We start from the raw sequence: 20,348 nt of genomic DNA, 5'->3' as shown, positions 1-20,348 counted from the left end.
CGGCTTCATGCCCCGGGGCCGTTTTCGTCTCCAGCAGGAGTTGCCGAATGTTGCGTTCGTATCGACTGATCGTGCCGTTGAGCACGGTACTCATTGCCCTGGCGGGATGTAGTACACCGCTGATGGCGCCCCACTCTCCAACCCTCCCGGCGCAGGAAGGGCAGCAGGCGCTGGCGCGCACGACGGACTGTTGCAGCTCTCTCGCCAGTTTGCCTTACCGCCCGATCACGGCGGAGGAGACGCTGACGTTGAACTTCACCCCGCAGTCCCCGGCTCATGATTTCGGCGACGGCAAGAGTTTCTTCCAGGCCTTCGAGCTACCCCGCAACAACGGGCCGATCGCCTTGAGCGTCTCCAGCTCGATTCGCGACGGCCAGGTCTTCGCACCCACGATCCTGGTGCTCGACGCGAACTTCCAGCCGGTCAGAAAGGTATCGAGCGATTCACTTAAGGTACGTCGTCCCACCGGCTTTACTGCCGCGCGCCTGGCGGGAGAATTCAGTTTGACGCCGGGGGCGGATGCCCAGTACGTCGTCATCTACACCAGCGATGAAGATCGCCAGGCATCGACGCCCTACGAATCGGAAGAGAAAGCCTACGCCCGGGTGAGAGGTCTCGCCGAACCCGCCGGCCCGGACCCTCGCGCCACGCACGCCGCGACTGGCGAAGTGTCGCTCGAGATCGCCTCGCTGACTCGCGACACCGGCATGGCGCCACTGCTTGGCAGCAACCCCGCGCAGATGCCTCAGACGTCCGGCTCCCGCCCGCAGCCCAGCGCGGCCGCGCCGGCCACAACGACGGCTCCGACCACAACGACCAATGCGCCGGATTTCGATTACCGCCGCATGATCGACGCTGCGCTCAAGGCCGGCGACGTCGAACTCGCGCTGGACCTTGCCGAACGGGCCGAGCGCAGCGGCCATCCCGGCACCCGCGCCTGGCTGGCTGAACGCCTGCAGGCCAAAAAGCCCTGACAGGTTCATGATGGCCTCACGCCGTGGTGCTGCAGGACGCACCACGGCGGATGCGCTTGAAGGCGGTGCGCGAGCCGCAGGCTTAAGTCAGCCCTAAGCTGAAGCCGTCTAGGATGGATGCTGGCTCGTCCATCAGAGGTCACATGTCGTGAACATCACGCCCACCAACCGATATTCGGCAAAAGCCCGTCACTTTCACTGGACGGTTGCCGCACTGGTCGTGCTGGCCTACGCGCTCATCCTGTCGACGGAAGTCTTCCCGCGCGATACCGGCATACCGGCTTTTCTGCTCCAGAGCCATTTCTGGGCGGGTATCGGCGTGCTCCTGTTGGCGATCCCCCGATTGCTCGAACGCCTCCGGAATTCTCCGCCACCCATTTCGCCGCCACTGCACCCGAAGCTCGAACTGCTGTCGCGCATCACCCACTGGGCGCTCTACGTGTTTCTGTTCGCGCAGCCGCTGCTGGGCATCTCGACAGTATGGCTAAGTGAAGGCGCTATCCCGATCCCCGGTACGTCGCTGGCGGTCCCTTCGCCCTTCGGCGTGTTGCCGCATGTGGGCCACTCGCTGGAATCGATCCACAAGACGCTGGGAACGGTGTTCTACTACGTGATCGGCTTGCATATCGCCGCGGTGGTCTGGCATCAGTTCATGCGCAGGGACAACCTGCTCAAGCGGATGTGGTGAAGTGATAGGGTGCAGTGACGTGATGTGATCGAGTGATGGGCGGCGCGAAAGCCCTCGCGCCGCCGTAGCGAATCACTCGAGGATATTAAAACCGTCGAGATAACGCTCGTTGAGGGAAAGACCTAACCCCGGCACGTCGTCGGCCAGATCGAGATGTCCCTCGACCGGCTCGGGATCGCCCTCGAACAGGTAGTAGAAAAGCTCGTTGCCAATCTCGACATCATTCACCGGGAAGAACTCCGACATCGGTGATGCCAACGACGACATCGTCAGATGGTAGTTGTGCATCTGCCCCGCATGCGGGATCACCGGCACCTCGAACGCTTCTGCCATGGCGTTGATCTTGCGCGCCACGGTGATACCGCCAACCCGGTTGGTGTCGTACTGGATCACCGAGACCGCACGCTTCTCCAGCAACTGACGGAAACCGTGCACGGTGAACTCGTGCTCGCCGCCGGAAATCGGCATCGGCGCGATGCGGTTGAGCTCCGCGTAGCCATCGATGTCATCGGCAATCACCGGCTCCTCCAGCCAGCGCAGCTCGAACGGCGCCAGCCTGGGCAACATGCGCCGGGCGTAGTCGAGATTCCAGCCCATGTAGCAGTCGGCCATCAGGTCGATATCCTCGCCGATCACCTCCCGCACCGCAGCGACGCTCTTGAGGTTCTCGCGCATGCCTTTCGGCCCGTCCTTGGGCCCATAGCCGAAACGCATCTTCATCGCCTGGAACCCCTGATCGAGATAGCCCTGCGCCTCGGCCTGCATCACGTCGAGATCGTCATGGTAGAGCTTGGAGGCGTAGCACGGGATCTTCTCCTTGGTACGACCGCCGAGCAGCTTGAACACCGGCTTGTCGAGCGCCTTGCCCATCAGATCCCAGATCGCGATATCGACACCGGAGATCGCCGCCATGCCGATGCCGCGCCGCCCCCAGGCCAGCGTGGCGCGGTACATGCGTTGCCACAGGTATTCGTAGTCGAACGGATCCTGGCCCACGATCAGCGGCGCCAGATGCTGATCGACGATGGTCTTGGCGACCCTAGGGGCCAGCGCCACGTTGCCGAGCCCGACGAGACCGCTGTCGGTCTCGATCTCGATCACCGCCCAGCCGTGGAAGCGAAAGCTCTGCATCGCATCACCGCGATCCCACAGCGCGTCCATGGCGTTGGTACAGAAGTGCGCCTTGGGCGCCACCGTCTCGCCCTTCCATTCGAATACGCGGGCGCGGACTCGAGTGATTTTCATTGCATGACTCCTGTTCAGGGGATGTCGTTGGCCTTTTTCCCTCAACCCACGAAGGCGTTGGCGATCAGCAGCGCCACCAGCCCGGTGGCCCAGCCCAACGTCGTCGGCACCGATAGCACCAATAGTTGATGCTTGGCGGTCTTGACCCCGAGCAGGCGATTGACGACCCAGAAGTAGCTGTCGTTGAAGTAGCTGAAGAATAGCCCGCCGAGACACGCCGCCTGAGCCGCCAGCACCATGTTGACGTCCGGCATCGAGGCCAGGATCGGCGCCGAGATCGACGCGCCGGTAATCATCGACACCGTGCCGCTGCCCTGCACGAAGCGCACCAGCGTGGCGATGATGAACGGGATCAGCACCGCCGGCAGCGCCAGTCCGGCAATGCTTTCGCCGATGTAGTCACCGGCACCGCTGGCCCGCAGCACGGCACCCAGCGCGCCCCCGGCACCGGTCACCAGCAGGATGATACCGGCGCTTTCGACGCCTTTTTCCAGATGCGCCAGGACCTGATCCTTGGGCATTTTCGGCACCAGACCGTAGACCGCCACCAGCACGCCGATGCCCACCGCGATCACCGGGTTGCCGATGAACTGGACGATCTGAACGACGATGCCCGGCGCATCACTGTCGCCCACCACCGCCGTCACCAGCGTGTTGAGAAAGATCAACAGAATCGGCAACCCGATCGGCAGCACCGACTTGAACAACGTCGATAGCTCGCTCTCATCCAGGTGCGCCGCAAGCGGGTCGTCTTCGGTGTCGCGTTTCAGCGATCCCGGCACGTCACGCTCGATCATCGCCTCGATTCGCGGCCCCATGAAACGGGCGTAAAGCACCATCACGATCAGCGCCGGCGCGGTGAAGACCAGGCCCCAGGCGATCATCAGGCCGATATCGACACCGAAGATACCGGCGACGCCCAGCGGCCCCGGCGTTGGCGGTACCGCGCTATGGGTGACCGCCAACCCCGAGGCCAGCGCGATGCCCAGCGTCAGCACCGAGCGCCCGCTGTTGCGCGCCAGCGCCCGCACCAGTGGATTGAGGATCACGTAGGCGGAGTCGCAGAAGATCGGGATCGAGACGATATAGCCGGTAATCGCCATTGCCCAATCCTCGCGATCCTTGCCGAGCAACTTGAGGATCGAATAGGCCATGCGCTGGCCGGCACCGGAGACCTCGAGAATTCGCCCCATCATCACCCCGAAGCCGATGACCAGACCGATGGTGGAAAGCGTCTTGCCGAAGCCGGTGGTGATCGAATCGATTACCGCATTGGGCGACATGCCGCCGATCAGGCCGGCGATCGACGCGGCGATGACCAGGGCGAGTAGCGCATGAACGCGGGTCCTCAGCACCAGCGCGATCATCACGAAGATGGCGATACCCAGGCCGATGATGAAAGGGCCTGGTCTACCCATTTTCACGGCCGCGACTGAGCCGGTTTTTCCGTGAGACCAGGAGCGAGTTTCAGCCTTGGTGGTTCCAAGGGTTATACGAGCGACGACGTATCACGGGAAAATCGGCCAGTCCCTTCGGGTTGCGCTTCAAATACGCTCATGCGGCGTTGCGCGACTGGATAAGGGCAAACCATTGTCTGCGTCCCGCGCCTTGCCTGAACGTATTTGAAGCAGCAACGCGGCTCGTGGGGAATGGGTACACCAGGCCCCATGGGCCAGCGACAGTGGCGTCTGTCATGGCATGAACTCATTGTGGGCATTATTGAGTGTTGTTGCCTGCTGAAGGAACGGATCTATTCGGGTCCGGCACGTCTTGTCAGAGAGCGGGTCAGTTATCGAGTTCGTCCTCGAGATAGGCTTGGATAATGGCGTCGAAATCGCTGTCGGCCCGGAAACCGAGCCCCAGAGGTCGTTCGGTCTCCAGCCCGCCCGGCCAACTGGCCACGATGGCATCGATGCCGGCATCCGGCTCGAAGCGCACGAGATCGCGGACGGCGGTGCCAGCCTGGCGCTCGAGCGCGTCGAGCATCTCGTTCACCGTCACCGTGATGCCGGGCAGGTTGAGCGTGCGCCAATCGCCCAGCGCCTCTCCCTCGAGGGACAGCGCATGGACCAGATTGGCGACCACGGCGCGGGGCGAGGAGAGCCAAAGCGGCAGGCCGGCATCCACCGGGCAGATCGCCTCGACGCCCGCAAGCGGCTCGCGAATGATCGAGCTGGCAAACGACGAGGCCGCCTGATTGGGTTTGCCGGGGCGCACCACGATGGTCGGCAGGCGACAGACACGACCGTCGACGAAACCGCGCCGGCTGTAGTCGTTGACCAGCAACTCACCCATCGCCTTCTGCGCCCCGTAGGAAGAACGTGGTTGCGGGCCGATCGCCTCCGGAACCGGCTGCGACAGCCCAGGCCCGAACACCGCCAGCGAGCTGGCGAACAGGAATCGCAGCCGCTTCGGATGGGCCCGGCATGCTTCCAGCAGCGTGCGCGTGGCGTCCAGATTGACCCGCATGCCGAGCTCGAAGTCGGCTTCCGCCTGAGAACTCACCACCGCCGCCAGATGGCAGACGGCGCCGGTGTCGTCGCCAAGCGCTTGCTCGATCAGTGCCGGATCGGCGACGTCACCGGTCAACGATTCGACCCGATCGTCGGTTACCGGGCACGGCGCCAGGTCGATCGACGTCACCCGCGTGATGGCCTGCCCCTCGATCGACGCCTCTCCCGCAAGCAGCTGTTGAATCAGTCTGGCCCCGAGAAAGCCGGCGCCTCCCGTCACGATCACATGCATGGCGTTGCTCCTTTGCGGCGCTGCCTTCGTTCACTGAACGGCGCTCAATTGACCAAAGGCGAATTGCGCTGACCTTTGCGATTTAACATCTTGTCTGACAAATTAGCCGCACAGGCAATACCGCCATTGGTCGGAGAGCGTCGCCAATCGCCATCATGGCGGCGTCCGCCGAGTCGGATCTTCGACGAACGCATAAGGCGTTTTCAGCGTGAGTGAAAACACATGAGTGAAACCCAGGAACAGCCGTCACGCGGCCCGCAGCTTTCCGAGCAGGTGGCCCAGCGCTTGAGCGATGCCATCCAGGCCGGCGAATGGGGTCGCGGCGCGCGCCTGCCCACCGAGGCAGCGCTGGGCGAGCGTTACGGCATCAGCCGCTCGGTGGTGCGCGAGGCGATCTCGATGCTGCGCAACGGTGGCCTGGTCACCTCGCGTCGCGGCAGCGGCAGCTTCGTCGCCGAGTCGCCCACGGTATCGCTGCGCCTGGCGATTCCCGATCCCGACATTCAGTCGGTGATCGAGGTGCTGGAACTGCGTCGGCCGCTGGAAGTGGAAGCCGCGCGTCTGGCCGCCGAACGGCGCACGCTCTCTCAGCTGCGCCGAATTCGCAACGCCATGGTGGATATCGACGAAGCCGTCGAAGCGGGGCTTTCCGGGGTCGATCAGGATCTCGCCTTTCATCGCACCATCGCCGAAGCGGCCAACAATACGCATTTCACCGCCGTGCTCGATTTCTACAACCGTTTTCTGCACCACGCGATCCGCGTGACGCGCACCAACGAGTCACTGCGCGAGACCTTCATGCTGCAGGTGGTCGGCGAGCATCAGGCCATACTCGACGCCATTGCCGCTGGCGATGCCGAAGCCGCCGCTCGCGCCGCCGCCATTCATCTGGAACATGCCGAAACGCGCCTGCGTCAGGCGCCTACAGACCTTCTCAAGAGCGCGCTCGAGCGCGTGGAAGCGCAGCGCAGCTCGGTGGCCGTCACGCCCTCGGAATCGGAATCGGTATCGGTATCGGAATCGACAGAACATACGGGAGACAACCCGCAATGAGCATTTCACAACGACCACGGGTCGGGGTCATCGGGCTGGGCTCGATGGGAATGGGCATGGCCACCTCGCTGGTCCGCGCCGGCTTCGAGACTTGGGGCTGCGACCTGCGCGAGGAAGCGCGGGCGAGCTTCGGCGAGACCGGCGGCCATGCCGTGGCCACCCCGGCGGAGATGGCCGCCGAGGTCGAGATCGTGCTGACCGTAGTGGTCAACGCCGAGCAGACCCGAGCGGTGCTGTTCGGCGACGGCGGGCTGCTACCGGGGCTCGCGCCGGATAGCGTGGTCATCTCGTGTGCAACCTGCGCGCCGGATGACGTGCAGGCGCTGGGCATCGATCTGGCGGCCCACGATATTCACCTGCTCGATGCGCCGATCTCGGGCGGGTCGGTCAAGGCGGCCGCCGGTCAGCTGACGATCATGGCTTCCGGACCCGCGACGCTGTTCGAGCGTACCGAAAACGTGCTCGACGCCCTCGCCGCCAAGGTATTTCGTCTGGGAGACGGGCTGGGTCAGGGTTCGCAGGTCAAGCTGGTCAACCAGCTGCTCGCCGGGGTGCATATCGCCGCGGCCGCCGAGGCGATGGCCTACGGCATTCGTGGCGGGTGCGATCCGCGAACGCTGTACGAGGTGATCACCCAGAGCGCCGGCAATTCATGGATGTTCGAGAATCGCGTGCCGCACATCCTGGCCGGCGACTACACCCCGCACTCGGCGGTGGACATCTTCGTCAAGGATCTCGGCATCGTTCATGACACCGCCCATCGCGACAAATTCCCGCTGCCACTTACCGCCCAGGCGTTGAGCCAGTTCACGCTGGCCTCGGCGCAAGGTCTCGGTCGCGAAGACGACATCGCCGTGGTCAAGGTCTATCCGGGTATCACGCTTCCCGGCACGGCCGCCAACGATGCCGGATTCGATTTCGATGGCGGTCCCAATGACCACGGAGGTGCTTGAGCGATGGCGAACTCTCTTTCAAAAGCGGATGAGCGACGGCCCAGCACGCGGCCCATCCTCGGCTGTATCGCCGACGACTTCACCGGCGCCACGGATCTGGCGAGCATGCTGGTCAGCGCCGGCATGCGCACGCTGCAGACCATCGGCATCCCCGAGACACCGCTGGAAGCGGGCGTGGACGCGGTAGTGGTGGCGCTGAAATCACGCACGATTCCTGCCGAGGACGCCATCGAACAGTCGATTCAGGCGCTGGACTGGCTGCGGGAACAGGGCTGCGAGCAGTTCTACTTCAAGTACTGCTCCACCTTCGATTCGACGCCGGCGGGCAATATCGGCCCCGTCACCGAGGCGTTGATGGACGCACTGGGCACCGACTTCACCGTCGCCTGCCCGGCGCTGCCGGCCAACCGCCGCAGCGTGTTCAACGGCTATCTGTTCGCCAACGGCGTGCCGCTCAACGAAAGCGGCATGCAGGATCACCCGCTGACGCCCATGACCGATGCCAACCTGGTGCGCGTGCTCGGCGCGCAAACGACGCGCAAGGTGGGGCTGATCGACTACGCCACGCTGCGCCAGGGCGACACTGCCGTGAGCGCACGCATCGACGCGCTCAAGGCCGAAGGCATCGGCATCGCGATCTGCGATGCCATCGATAACGACGATCTTTTCATACTGGCGCGAGCCTGCCGCGATCTGCCGCTAGTGACGGCGGGTTCCGGCCTGGCGCTGGGGTTGCCGGCCAATGTCGCCCAACGCCTCGGCCACACCGAAGATGCGGCTCGACTCGAGCCCGTTGCCGGGCGTGAAGCCGTGTTGAGCGGCAGCTGCTCGCGGGCCACGCTGGCTCAGATCGAACATGCCCGGGCGCACATGCCGAACTTCCACCTCGATGCCCTGGCGCTGAACGATGACTATCAAGGCGTCGTCGATGCCGCGCTGGCGCATGCCGAGGCACATTTCGACGCCAATTCCGGCAACCACGACGCGCCCGGCCCGGTGCTGATCTACGCCAGCGCCTCGCCGGAGGAAGTGCGCCTCGCGCAACAACGGCTCGGCGTGCAGCAAGCCGGCGAACTGGTCGAGCGCGCCATGGCCGAGATCGCCGCCGAGCTGGTCGGTCGTCTCGGCGTGCGCCGACTGCTGGTCGCCGGGGGCGAGACCTCCGGTGCCGTGGTCAGCGCGCTCGACGTTCAGGGGCTTCGGATCGGCGACAGCATCGACCCCGGCGTGCCGTGGACGACCACCCTGGGTACCCAAGAACCGCTGGCGCTGGCGCTCAAGTCGGGCAATTTCGGCGCCCCCGATTTCATGACCAAAGCCTGGAAACTGATGCCATGACTGCGATCCACACCTCGACATCCGTCACCGAAAACCGCCTGCGCGAAGAGATCGCCGAGATCGGCCGCTCGTTTCGCAACCTGGGCATGGCGCCGGGGACGTCCGGCAACATCAGCGCCAAGCTCGAAGACGGCTGGCTGATGACGCCGACCAACGCAAGCCTTGGCGCACTCGATCCGGCGGAGATCTCCAAACTCGACTGGGACGGTAATCTGCTGGCCGGCAAGCCACCGACCAAGGAGTCTTTCCTGCACCGGGCGTTCTACGAGCAGCGCCCGGATACCGGCGGAATCATTCACCTTCATGCCACGCACTCGGCGGCCGTTTCGTGTCTCAACGGGCTCGACGAACACTCCTGCCTGCCGCCGATCACACCCTATTTCGTCATGCGTGTCGGCCGCCTGCCCTTGGTGCCCTACTACCGCCCCGGTGACGCCGCGCTGGGTGATGCCGTGCGCGACTACGCCGCCGATCATGCGGCGGTGCTGCTGGCCAATCACGGCCCGGTGGTCGCCGGCAAGACGCTGGAAGCGGCGCGCAACGCCATCGAGGAGCTGGAAGAAACCGCCAAGCTCTATCTGCTGCTGCGCCAGCACGATTTACGCACGCTGAACGAAAAAGAGATCGACGAACTGCGCGACGCTTTCGGGGCCCAGTGGTAGCCGCGCATTCGTCTGCCCGTATCGCCACCGTTAACAAGGTCATTGAGGAAATCAGGCCATGCCGCGTTTCGCTGCCAATCTCAGCATGATGTTCAACGAAGTTCCGTTCATGGAGCGCTTCGCCAAGGCCGCCGCGAACGGCTTCGAGGGGGTCGAATTCCTGTTTCCGTACGACTTCGAGCCCGAAGCGATCGCCGCCGAGCTCAAGCGCCATGGGCTCGAGCAGGTGCTGTTCAATCTGCCGCCGGGCGACTGGGCTGCCGGAGAGCGCGGGTTGGCAGCCCTGCCCGGGCGCGAAGCGGAGTTCCGGAATAGCGTCGATACCGCCATTCGCTATGCCAAGGCGTTGAGCTGCCCACGCCTGCACGCGATGGCCGGTCTCATTTCCGAATCGGTACAGGAATCAGCAGCTGGCACAGCGTCGCAGAATGTTTCCCGTGAAACATTTTCCAGTAACCATCAGATTTATCTGGAAAATCTTCGCTTTGCCGCACGAAAACTCGCCGAGCACGACCTGACGCTACTGATCGAGCCGATCAACACTCGCGACATGCCGGGCTATTTTCTCAACCATCAGGCCGATGGCCACGCGATCGTTGCCGAGCTGAACGAGCCCAACGTCAAAGTGCAGATGGATTTCTACCACACTCAGATCATGGATGGAGATATCTGGAAGACTTACCAGCGCTATCGCGATGGCGTGGGCCATATTCAGATCGCCGGCGTACCCGAACGGCACGAACCGGATAGCGGCGAAGTGAACTATCCGTGGCTATTCGAACAGCTCGACCGCGACGGCTATGCCGGCTGGCTCGGCTGTGAGTACAAGCCGCGCGGTGACACGGAGGCAGGATTGGGGTGGTATCGCGCCTGGCAGCAGCGCTGACAGGGGGATCAATCGCCCTCGACCAGCCGGATCCCGTCGTCTTCGATGACGATCCGGCGCTGCTTGTAGAGCCGGCCGATCGCCTGCTTGAAGGCGTTCTTGCTGACGCCGAGCCGGACCTTGATGGCATCGGCCGAGCTCTTGTCGCCGAGCGCCAGGAACCCGTCGTTGGCGCTCAGCGCTGCCAACACCTTGTCGCCGACCACGTCCAGACGCGCCTGCCCCGGCGGCAGCAGCGACAGATCCAGACGGGCGTCTTCACGCACACGGCGAACATAGCCATCCATGCGATCCCCCCGGCGCAGCGGGCGCGACATGTCGTCGTGATACAGCAGCCCCCAGAAGCGACTGTTGACCACCGCCTTGGCGCCCAGATCGGTGAGATCGGCGATGGTCAGCGACACTCGATCGCCCGCCTTCAGGCCCTCCGATTCATCCTGCAGGAACTTGTCGATCTTCATGCTCGCTACCGGGCGCATGCGATCGTCGACATAGATCATCACCAGCACCCGCTTGCCCGCGTCCGGGCGGAAGCGCTGCTCGCCGAACGGCAGCAGCAGATCCTTGGGCCGCCCCCAGTTCAAGAACGCACCGATATCGGTGACCTGCGTCACCCGTAGATACGCGACATCTCCCACGTTGACCTGAGGCTCGGCAGCGCGTGGCGATTCGGCGGGGGTGTCATCCCGAGGCGTGCGGGTCATAGGGCGTTCTCAGCTGGCAAGCGGTGAATGAGGTGGCGCCATTATGGGGTGAGCGACGGAAACGAGCAAAACGCGCTGCAGTGAATGGACCACCGGAGGCGGAGCGCAACCGGCCTTTCTTGCCGAGTCTCCCATCCCGCGGGAAGAAGGTTTACACTTCAGCAGCAACGCATACCTTAGACCTTCGTATTAATCCCATCGATAGTCGAATTCACTAGGCGTGATTAGCAGCCTAAAGAGTTGGCTCCCATAATGTCGTCACAGGTTGAGGCCGAGAGGCCATTAAAAAAGACATTATTGGAGGCAACATCATGAAAAATCGTATTCTCGCCGCTATTGCAATCGCCGTCGCTCTGCCCACCGTCGCTCAGGCCAACAGCGTCGTCGAACAGCGTCACTTCGACCAGCAGAGCGAAGCGCTCAGCATCGAGCAGACCGCGCAGTATCACGCGCTGCCGACTCGCTACACCGTCGACACCGTCGATGGCGGCCACAGCAATGCCGCCGACCAGTCTCTGAAGAACGTGGCCGAGTCCACTCAGCTGGGCACCGACGTGCAGCCGTCTCGCAACGCCCTGATCGGTGAAGGCCAGAGCGCCGCTGCCGGCCAGGCGCTGCAGAACGCCACGCAGACCGTCAGCAATGACAACGGCAACGTCGAAGTGAACTTCGCCAGCCTGTAAGTCTTCGCCTTCGGGCACTGTCACAGCGCTAGACCATCAAGGGAGCCATTGGCTCCCTTTTTGGTTTTATATCCTGCAAAAACGAACGATTTCAGGTGCTACAACCACCATCATTCCTGTCGATAGTTTATTTCGCGCCATTCGATTTTTGTTAGACGGCTAACAGACCGATAATGACATCACCGGTTGAGGCCAAGAGCCCAACACCAAAACAGATGATCATTGGAGGCAACACCATGAAAACTCGCATTCTCGCCGCTATCGCCATCGCCGTTGCTCTACCCACCGTCGCTCAGGCCAACAGCGTCGTTGAACAGCGCCACTTCGACCAGCAGAGCGAAGCGCTCAGCATCGAGCAGACCGCGCAGTATCATGCGCTGCCGACTCGCTACAGCGTCGACACCGTCAACGGTGGCCATAGCGCCGCGGCAGACCAGGCTTTGCAGCAGGTCGCCAACACCACCCAACTGGCAACCGACATCGAAGCGTCCCACAGCGACTTAATCGGTGAAGGTCAGAGCGACGCTGCTGCTCAGGCGCTGCAAAACGCCACGCAGACCGTCAGCAATGACAACGGCAACGTCGAAGTGAACTTCGCCAGCCTGTAAGTCTTCGCCTTAGGGCGCAGTCTCACTGCTAGTCGAAAAAGGGAGCCATTGGCTCCCTTTTTTAGTGTTATCACCGCCTCATGGATGCAGCGCTGGGTCCACGTTCTGCAAACGGCCGCACCGCACAGGCCAGCGTATCGTGACACTTGCAGCCTGACTGGCATTTTCTCCGCCTCCTGGCTCATAGTGGAACGGAAGCCAACCAGAGAGGTACCCGCCATGAGCGCACGTTTTCGCGTGATCGAAGTGCCAGTAGCGGAAGCGCATGACACTCAGGAAGGAGAAGCGCCAGAGTCGCCCAAAGACACCGACGAGGTCTGTTACCGGATCGAAGATACCCAGACGGGCGACAAGCTGCAGGGCGCCTACGAGATCAAGGAAGAAGCCGAAGAAGCGTGCGTCATGCATAACGCCAAAGACGGCTAGTCAGACGTGTTTCTACCACTACACTAACTGCCTGCAAAGGCTGGCACACCCAAGTGCCCAGCCAACGGCATCGTGTGAAGTCATCAAAATTCAGCTCACGTGACGCCGCGCATAGCTGGAACGAAATCGAGAATTCGCCGATATCTGCCAGCCTTCCCCTTCTCGACTTATCGATCATGCCGTTGTCGCTAGGTGGGTGAGGGTCTGCGATTTCTTGTTAAGTTCAATCAGGGCGCAAGGGAACCCTTAACAGGCCGAATAAATAAGAAACTGGAGCCCAGTAGGATTCTATATACGCATATAAATAATTGTTTTTAAAGGCGATTAAACGGGTTCGATGATCCAGTTATACCTTACGATATACCTCTCAACCACGTGAGCTAAGCGGGTGACTGCTCATCGCACGACCCGTAGCCACGGCTCCAAGCCGCCAAGCAAATTCGCCAGAGGTCACTGTTTAACCCAAATGACCGTCCATGGCCTTCCCAATCACTGCCAATGGTATCGATCCATGTCACTTCAAGTGAGAGAAACAGACATCGGAGAGATCTTCGCCATTCGCACCAGCGTGGCGGAAAACCACCTTTCGCTCGAGCAGCTTGCCAAGATGGGCATCACACCGGAGGCCAATGCCGCCATGCTCACCCAGGGCCCCTGTCTCTGGATTGCGGAGATTGACCGGGTACCCGCAGGCTTTTCGATTGTTCGCGACGAGACCGCGTGTGTATTTGGACTGTTCGCCCGCGCCGGTCATGAGGTCGAGGTGTGGGCCGCTTACTTCTCGAGAGTGCCGAGCTTATACGTTTTACGAGAGTGCCGGCTGGCTTCCCGTTGAGAAACAGAATCGCGGCTTGATGAAATTCGTCAAAGCCCGAGCCGTGTCGAGTAGCCTTTGAGTGGCAGCATTCGGCCAAAAAGAGACATTGGTGTTGGTGAATAACGGTCGGTTCCTTCTTTAGTGTAAGAAGAACTGGAGATTTGCCAGTCTGACAGCAGCCTCTTCTAGAATTTAGAGTTTTTGTGCCTAAACGGCGATGCTTCGACTATATTCCTTCATAAAAATATTTAATTATGTACTTGTCGAATTCATCAAAACTTTCGACAGAACCAATTAAATGCGGCATTGTAAGCGCTTTGAACTTAACAATCACCTGATGTAGATCAAGCTCATTCTCAAAATCAATCAAACGCGCGCTATGGATTTTTTTTGTAATCATCCTAGGCAATCCATACTCTTCAAGCTGAAAAGCCACTGGCGGCAAGAAAGCATGGGCAACCTTGAATATAAAGGGGGAAATATCAGCCGGATTATCGAGAATTTTCTGTTGCAAAACATTTATGTCGCTCAGCGTCGCGGCCAACTTAAACGTAACATTTTTTTCTAATTCAAAAAATTCATCGATACCAATGTCGTATTGATCAAGTTCATTTAAAAGCTCAGGTATGGTTTTAATCCAGTTCTGAGAGAGAACCTTTATAAACCCCACAAATTTATTATATTTAACACCCCAACCACCTGGATGGATATTTATCACCTTATATAACAGTCGTTGCCAATCATCCACATTACTTGAATTAAGATAACCCAGGCCATTCCATTCATCGGAATTATAGGCAAGATCCCTTGCAATATCTCTAATGAGGTATGAGTTACTGGACTCAAAGACGCTTCCATCTTTCATCGACTTGAAGATTTCGTCGCCCAGGATTTCTGCCATTTCCTCTTTGTAGGAGATGATTTTAGCGATTTGATCTGCAGTTAGCTCCTGTTTAAAATCTTCTTCGTCGATACTACCTACAAGATCATCCGGAAGGCTCAAATCTAACTGCGTCTCAGTATCTACTGGCGGCTGCTCGAGGATATATATTTTGCCAACAAAGTGCTTGAACATTCTTCCGCCACGCCCAATTATATTTTTATATGTAAAGTCATTGAGCTTTGACTGACCATTCCGGTTTCGCCATACAACGATATTTTCAGCGGAAGTATTAACCCCTTCAATTATTGAAGATGTTGACACTATAGTCTTTAGACCCTCTATTTCTTCAAAAAGGCGCACTTGAATTTGACTAAGAGATCTATGCAGCCGTCCATTGTGTATTCCGCACCCTCTCTTCACTAAATTGGTTAAATGCCAGTTCCTATCATAATTGTTAATTAACCAATTCTCAAAACTCTTCAGTATGGCACTTTCTATTGGGGCATGATTGTCAATCAGAAGATTTGCAACCTTATCAATATTTGAATAGGTCCCAGCATAGACTAAAGTTTTCCCCTTGCTTGCTGACAAAATTCTCAGAAGCGCCTCGCTTTTAAGATTATCATCGCCGTTTATCTCATTGAACAAATCATGCTTTTCGAGATATACAGTATTAAAGTCGATATGAACAAACTCCATATCTTTAGTAAAGATATTCTCGTTAATTTTTGAAATATTAGGAGCCAAAAAATATTTTTGCTTCGCTTTACGCCCTAGCTTGAGAATGACATTTATCAATGATGAGGACCTATCTTTATCAAATTTCTTGCTGGCCTTGTAGAACTCATCTATAACAAGCATATCAATGCACTCTAGCTCGTTTAAATAATGAGCAGCCCTCTCTTGCGGAAATATGAATATATTACTTTCAGAAACTCTAACATCAGAAGTTGTAATTATTTTATATTGACTTGAAAATTTTCTTTGAAGCCTACGCCGAGTTTCATCAGTTAGCGCTATAGTCGGGACGATAATTACAATATTTTTCGGCTTTTTTATTGATATAAAGGCGTCTATTATGAAACTTTTCCCAAAGCTTGTTGGTGCACTGACGGCCAAATTTTTCCCTTCGGTCAATTTTTTTAATACCAAGGACTGCTCCCTGTGAAGGGTGACTCTGGCATCGCTGCCAATATCAGTTTTAAAAGACTCGTAAACAAATCTATCCTGCCAGCTTGATGTTTCAATATCTATGTATGGGTACAGACCAACTTGTCTGATAAGGTTGTTGATTAAGGGATCATATGAAATTCCTTCTTGTTTGTGGTAATTCAAAAGCTTTATTAACTCGTCCCTTGCTTTAGACTCACTATTTTTTTCAATGTAATCGTTAATCGTTTGACATTCGTGAAAGACATCCATAATTCACTGCCCCTTGTAATGTTCTACATTCGCAACGAATTTATCAACAATCTCGCTTTTACTCGGTACAGGAAAAAGGATGATGTGGAATTTTACGTCACCATAACCAAAAATTTTTCCAATGGTGCCTATCTGCTTTTTGAAATATGAACTAGCCCTGGCTTTATGATACTCAACGATTGAATTACGATAACCTTCTGACATCTTGTCACACTGAGCAGTTAAATCACATTCGTGCAATATAAATATGGGGATATGTATTCTAGGCTTCAGGTTGTCTATAGAATTCTTGTTAGATAAAGCTTGTTTAATTTCTTTTCTTAGCCCTTCATCTTCTATCAAGTTATCTATGTCTGAAATGTTCGTGATTATACTATTCTCTTTTTTCAACTTATCTGTTTTTAGAGAATTCCCAACTGACTCTACGATACTGCTTAATCGGGCATCCTCAATCGAGGTGTAAAATTTTGCTTCCCCAAACCACAAAGAGAAATCACCATCATCAACTACAATATGAACCCCATCCGCACCCTTTGCATTATCTTGAGAGTTCTGTTTATAAAAGATTTTTGGAACTACTGGAAGAGCATTGTAATGGTGCTTCATCACACCATAAAGAACAATTTCTGCCAATTCACTACCTTTCCCGATATCATTTTCTTTATCGGTCAACCTAAGATTCTGGGCTGCCGCAGTCAAAATTGAGTGAGATTGATCTACAAGGCACCTTCGCTCTTCATATGACAATGCTGTTTCCGCAATATTATCCCATATAAAGCTCTGAAACTTCTTATATCGCCACTGACCATCTTCAAAATCGTTTATTAGACTAAGAATTTTTTTATTGTCAACTGGGTGCAAAGTATCTTTGTCAAAGACATCGACGAAAGAGCAGTTTATTAGCACTTCAAAATCCATTCCTTATTCCTCTTTCGTTCGATAGTCTGTAAAAGGCTATTGAATTAATAAGCTTTTATCTTGCGTAAATTTGCCTCGGCACTGAGTAGCTGTAAATGAGCGTTGCTCTTATGGTAACTACGCCATGTTTCAAGCAAAATTGAATCGGCCACCACCCCCCTCTGATCATGGTCGCTCGACTCAGGGCTTACTATTTCCACCGACTCTACATCTATCTGATGCTTAGTTAAGAAATTCATTAAAAGCTCATCGAATGAGGGGTTTAGGTATGATACGTGGCTATTATTAATTGTTAATTTGGTTCCGAAAACTGGGCACACATGTACATTAACTAGCTCCGATTTCTTGTAGCTTATGATGATATCTTTAACGGCTCTACGAAACGCCATTGACACAACCATTTTTAGAGAGGCGGGCTGTATACAGTGAACCCAACTGCAGTCGACGCTAGTCCCATCTATTCTATGGATATGCAAACATCGATTGTTACTGAAATCTCTTTCAACTTTTAGATGGTGGATGCCCGCGCCTTTCTTTTCCTTATATTCAGGATGCAACGTAAATAATGAGGTAAAAAAAAGCTCATCCTCAAGCAAGAGGCGCTCGCCAGTTTCGTATTGATTGATCCTACGGCGAGCTTCTTCCGTGGCACTTTTTTTAGTCTTGAAGTGATAGTTTCCAAAAGCAATTGGCTTTGCCAACGTGGCCTCCTCAAAAAATCTATCAGCGTGTAGACGGACCCTTCAATGATTTGGAAAGAGTTTCTATACATGTATTCGGAAAAAGCAGCCAGTCAAAATCCCCCCAAGCTTTAATATCCCTTGCTACTAACTTTCATTTATCTGTATACCCGAAATATTCGCGTAATCAGCACTTCTCGGCATGTCCTTCTTGGTCCGGAACCCGCTAGTCTTCTCAAGACCTGTCAGGAATACCTTTCGTATCAATCTGCCACATTCCGTTTCACTTCTCTATCCAGCGCTCCCCGCCTTTCGTCGAGTACGCCGCAAAATGCATCATTGCGCATCATTTTCTCGCCCTCTAATTCACCCCGCCGCCCCAGTACTGACGGGGCTTGGCGCCGCCTGCAACGCTGCATCAAAACCGACCTATTTAGCGCGCAGGCGGGGCGGGGAGTCGACAGCGCGCCAGCGGGTCGCAAGCGGATCGGGCGGCGAAACCTGGCCACGGGAACGCGACTCACACACAGCCGCTTCCTCGCTGCCAGGAGAGGGCTCGAGCAGCCACATCGAGCCCTTACTCTGCCAGACCACTACAGCGCCTCGGAAACCTCCTCGAGAAGATCCGTGCCATAGGAGTTGTCGACGGTGCAGAGCCATTGCCCGTCAGCCGAGCGGCGAAAGACATACGTAGCCTTACGTCTCACTGGTATGAGCGCTCCACCGTCGCCATTAGGGATCTCAAGCAGTGTTTCCATGACTACCAGCGCGGTGTCGCTGCCTTCGATGATCTCCATGGTTCCCTGGGTCACGGTCAGCCGATGCTCGAAGTGATCGGCGATGGCTTCGAATGCCTGTCGAATGCGTGCTCTGCCGGATACGACTAGGCCGGGCTTCACCACCAGGGCGGCGTCCTCGTCATAGATCGCCATTAGACGGTCAAAGTCCTCGGCGGTAATCAGACGGTCGGCCTGCCGAATGAGAGCGGCGACGGGATGTGATTCAGCGGAAGGGTTATCTGCCATGGGAGGCTCCTCGACTTGGCCACCTGGGCGGGCAATAACCACCCGCCGTCGGAGGCAGGTGGTGAAAGACGAACGCTACCCCACCCTACCGTGCAGGATGCAAATGATACGGATGGCGTTCGCGGGAAATGTCGTCATGGATTCAATCTACCCCATTCGCTCGCCAGGAGGTGAATGATCAGCCGCATGATTATGCAATTCAGCGTCACCTCACAGTCGATAACGTTTCTCATCTTCCCAATGCGTTATTACACACGTGATTTTTTAGTGGGAACAGTGGGAACACCGGGAACAAGGCTCAACCATGCGGGTTCCAGGATGGGTACACCGTTCCCGGTTTTGGGAACAGTGGGAACAGAATCACCCTCTCTCAGGGTCAGACGACACCCGTACCCATTGTTGTACCCACTTGTTCCCGTTTACACACTCCATACTGGGAACAAGGGAACCGCTCAACCATGCGGGTTGTAGCGCGGTGTTCCCACTGTTCCCGGTGTTCCCACTATTTTTGAGGTTCCTGTGAGAATTGACCCAGATGTTCCTGATTCCCTCATCGAACGTGTCGGATGCCAGCGATCATAGGATTAGGCAAGTTCCCTTTCTCCTGGCGAGCGAATGGGTTTCGGGGTTGGGTCATTGCGCTGGAGCTATTGGGGACGTCGGGCGAGGCCGTCCGCGCACGAAAAAAGCCCCGCACTCGGCGGGGCTGTGTTGGATGGTGACAATGAATCGAGGAGTCAGGCGCGGCGTTGTTCGCTCCCGGTGCCCTGGGCGGCGTCGATCTGGCGGCGGCGCCTAGCGAAATCGGCTTGCATCGCCGTACGTGGACCATCGTAGCCTTGCTCGCAGGCCAGTTCGGCCACCGGTTGCAGTGCCTCGAGGCTGTCGAGTGGCGTGGTGGCATCCACTCCCTGGGCTTGCCGCTGCTTCGCCAGCCCCTCGACCAGCCGGCGGGGGAAGCGTCGTTCGATCTCGGCATCCACGCGTCGGCGTTCCTCGGTGGGGAAGTTTCCGTACTGGCCATCGCCGTAGGACGGATCGATCATCACATCGCGCTCGCTCTTGCGCTGCATCAGGCGCATGGCAGACAGCAGGCGCTGGCCTTCGGGTGTGGCGCTGATCGCAGCCAGAGCATGATCGAACTCGGTCTCGACCTCGATATCCCAGGCTGTCTGTCGAGCGTCCCGGTAGGCATTGCGCGCTGTAATCACCTCGATCTGACGGGATTCATACTCGTCGGTCAGTTCGGTGGCCATCGCCTCCAGTTCCTCGGCGGTCTCGCGATTGTCACCGACGGCACGCTTTAGCTGCCGGATCTCCTTGGTGACGTCGCCGTGGTTCTCGCGCAGCAGTTCGCGCCAGCGCTTGTCGCTGGTCTCGGCTTCTTCCCGGGCAGCGGCCGCCCCCTTGCGGTAGCGCTCGAGGCGTTCGGTCAGGGTCTTGAGTGTGTCGCGCTTGGCCAGATAGGTCGTGCGCTGCTCGGCGTGGGCGATCATGTGGCGGGCGGTTGTCATGGCGGCAGTCTCTCCGGTCGGTTGGGTGCGGGCTTGGGTGTCCTGGCTGTTCTCGGTCGGCGTGGTCATGCGGGTTGGCTCCTGGGTCGCGGTGGCATCGGTCGTCACCTGGGCGGCGCTGCCG

General features: G+C 57.5%; 20 protein-coding genes. 11 read left to right on the top strand and 9 right to left on the bottom strand.

Annotation, left to right across the window (positions count from 1 at the left end):
• Positions 1 to 47 precede the first annotated feature (47 nt).
• Together DOM58_RS15825 and DOM58_RS15820 are read left to right on the top strand one after the other, a co-directional pair.
• On the top strand, positions 48 to 974 hold the full coding sequence (locus tag DOM58_RS15825; RefSeq protein WP_110693652.1) for a MalM family protein: 927 nt from the start codon (positions 48 to 50) through the stop codon (positions 972 to 974).
• 148 nt (positions 975 to 1,122) lie between these two features.
• Positions 1,123 to 1,662 (top strand): cytochrome b, encoded by a 540-nt coding sequence (locus DOM58_RS15820; RefSeq protein WP_110693651.1) that lies wholly within the window; start codon positions 1,123 to 1,125, stop codon positions 1,660 to 1,662.
• Positions 1,663 to 1,734: 72 nt separating this feature from the next.
• Here the strand turns inward: DOM58_RS15820 and DOM58_RS15815 are convergent, their stop codons facing one another.
• The 3 genes from DOM58_RS15815 to denD form a co-directional block, all read right to left on the bottom strand.
• Positions 1,735 to 2,907 carry an L-rhamnonate dehydratase gene (locus DOM58_RS15815; protein ID WP_110693650.1) on the bottom strand — a complete coding sequence of 391 codons (1,173 nt, stop codon included), beginning with the start codon at positions 2,905 to 2,907 and terminating at the stop codon, positions 1,735 to 1,737.
• A 41-nt stretch (positions 2,908 to 2,948) separates the two neighbouring features.
• Positions 2,949 to 4,325: a GntP family permease gene (locus DOM58_RS15810; RefSeq protein WP_110693649.1), complete on the bottom strand. Its 1,377-nt coding sequence runs from the start codon at positions 4,323 to 4,325 to the stop codon at positions 2,949 to 2,951.
• A gap of 367 nt (positions 4,326 to 4,692) precedes the next feature.
• Positions 4,693 to 5,652: a D-erythronate dehydrogenase gene (denD, locus tag DOM58_RS15805; protein WP_110693648.1), complete on the bottom strand. Its 960-nt coding sequence runs from the start codon at positions 5,650 to 5,652 to the stop codon at positions 4,693 to 4,695.
• A 222-nt stretch (positions 5,653 to 5,874) separates the two neighbouring features.
• Here denD and DOM58_RS15800 point away from each other — a divergent pair, with 222 nt between their 5' ends.
• The 5 genes from DOM58_RS15800 to otnI are packed head-to-tail and all read left to right on the top strand — an operon-like array spanning position 5,875 to position 10,544.
• Positions 5,875 to 6,705 (top strand): FadR/GntR family transcriptional regulator, encoded by an 831-nt coding sequence (locus DOM58_RS15800; RefSeq protein ID WP_110693647.1) that lies wholly within the window; start codon positions 5,875 to 5,877, stop codon positions 6,703 to 6,705.
• On the top strand, positions 6,702 to 7,658 hold the full coding sequence (gene ltnD, locus DOM58_RS15795) for an L-threonate dehydrogenase (RefSeq protein WP_110693646.1): 957 nt from the start codon (positions 6,702 to 6,704) through the stop codon (positions 7,656 to 7,658). Before DOM58_RS15800 ends, ltnD begins: the two co-directional genes overlap by 4 nt.
• Before the next feature lie 3 nt (positions 7,659 to 7,661).
• A complete protein-coding gene (otnK, locus tag DOM58_RS15790; protein WP_110693645.1) occupies positions 7,662 to 8,996 on the top strand; it encodes a 3-oxo-tetronate kinase in 1,335 nt (444 codons plus the stop codon).
• Positions 8,993 to 9,658, top strand: a complete 666-nt coding sequence (otnC, locus tag DOM58_RS15785) for a 3-oxo-tetronate 4-phosphate decarboxylase (protein ID WP_110693644.1) — start codon at positions 8,993 to 8,995, stop codon at positions 9,656 to 9,658. The genes otnK and otnC overlap by 4 nt, the downstream gene beginning before the upstream one ends.
• 58 nt (positions 9,659 to 9,716) lie before the next feature.
• Entirely contained in the window at positions 9,717 to 10,544 is an 828-nt protein-coding gene (otnI, locus tag DOM58_RS15780; protein WP_110693643.1) for a 2-oxo-tetronate isomerase, read from the top strand.
• A gap of 8 nt (positions 10,545 to 10,552) precedes the next feature.
• On the opposite strand, the gene DOM58_RS15775 is transcribed toward otnI, so the two are convergent.
• A complete protein-coding gene (locus tag DOM58_RS15775) occupies positions 10,553 to 11,248 on the bottom strand; it encodes a CvfB family protein (protein WP_110693642.1) in 696 nt (231 codons plus the stop codon).
• A gap of 311 nt (positions 11,249 to 11,559) precedes the next feature.
• On the opposite strand from DOM58_RS15775, the gene DOM58_RS15770 reads away from it, so the two are divergent.
• The 4 genes from DOM58_RS15770 (at position 11,560) to DOM58_RS15755 (ending at position 13,800) form a co-directional block, all read left to right on the top strand.
• Positions 11,560 to 11,931 carry a hypothetical protein gene (locus tag DOM58_RS15770; RefSeq protein ID WP_110693641.1) on the top strand — a complete coding sequence of 124 codons (372 nt, stop codon included), beginning with the start codon at positions 11,560 to 11,562 and terminating at the stop codon, positions 11,929 to 11,931.
• A gap of 236 nt (positions 11,932 to 12,167) precedes the next feature.
• On the top strand, positions 12,168 to 12,539 hold the full coding sequence (locus DOM58_RS15765; RefSeq protein WP_110693640.1) for a hypothetical protein: 372 nt from the start codon (positions 12,168 to 12,170) through the stop codon (positions 12,537 to 12,539).
• A 219-nt stretch (positions 12,540 to 12,758) separates the two neighbouring features.
• Complete coding sequence (locus tag DOM58_RS15760; RefSeq protein ID WP_110693639.1) at positions 12,759 to 12,965, top strand: hypothetical protein; 207 nt, start codon at positions 12,759 to 12,761, stop codon at positions 12,963 to 12,965.
• 511 nt (positions 12,966 to 13,476) lie between these two features.
• Positions 13,477 to 13,800, top strand: coding sequence for a hypothetical protein (locus DOM58_RS15755; protein ID WP_110693638.1), 324 nt, complete (start codon positions 13,477 to 13,479; stop codon positions 13,798 to 13,800).
• A gap of 208 nt (positions 13,801 to 14,008) precedes the next feature.
• On the opposite strand, the gene DOM58_RS15750 is transcribed toward DOM58_RS15755, so the two are convergent.
• The 5 genes from DOM58_RS15750 to DOM58_RS15730 form a co-directional block, all read right to left on the bottom strand.
• Entirely contained in the window at positions 14,009 to 16,087 is a 2,079-nt protein-coding gene (locus DOM58_RS15750; protein WP_110693637.1) for a DEAD/DEAH box helicase, read from the bottom strand.
• 3 nt (positions 16,088 to 16,090) lie between these two features.
• Positions 16,091 to 17,005 (bottom strand): HamA C-terminal domain-containing protein, encoded by a 915-nt coding sequence (locus DOM58_RS15745; RefSeq protein WP_110693636.1) that lies wholly within the window; start codon positions 17,003 to 17,005, stop codon positions 16,091 to 16,093.
• Between the two features lie 44 nt (positions 17,006 to 17,049).
• Positions 17,050 to 17,706: a DCL family protein gene (locus tag DOM58_RS15740; protein ID WP_110693635.1), complete on the bottom strand. Its 657-nt coding sequence runs from the start codon at positions 17,704 to 17,706 to the stop codon at positions 17,050 to 17,052.
• A gap of 572 nt (positions 17,707 to 18,278) precedes the next feature.
• A complete protein-coding gene (locus tag DOM58_RS15735; RefSeq protein ID WP_110693634.1) occupies positions 18,279 to 18,710 on the bottom strand; it encodes a YybH family protein in 432 nt (143 codons plus the stop codon).
• A gap of 737 nt (positions 18,711 to 19,447) precedes the next feature.
• Positions 19,448 to 20,293, bottom strand: a complete 846-nt coding sequence (locus DOM58_RS15730; RefSeq protein WP_157957566.1) for a hypothetical protein — start codon at positions 20,291 to 20,293, stop codon at positions 19,448 to 19,450.
• Positions 20,294 to 20,348: the final 55 nt, after the last annotated feature.

The sequence above is a fragment of the Salinicola halophyticus genome (assembly GCF_003206695.1).
Taxonomy (GTDB): domain Bacteria; phylum Pseudomonadota; class Gammaproteobacteria; order Pseudomonadales; family Halomonadaceae; genus Salinicola; species Salinicola halophyticus.
The sequence above is the reverse complement of the archived record's forward strand: the minus strand, read 5'-3'. Positions and strand labels throughout refer to the sequence as shown.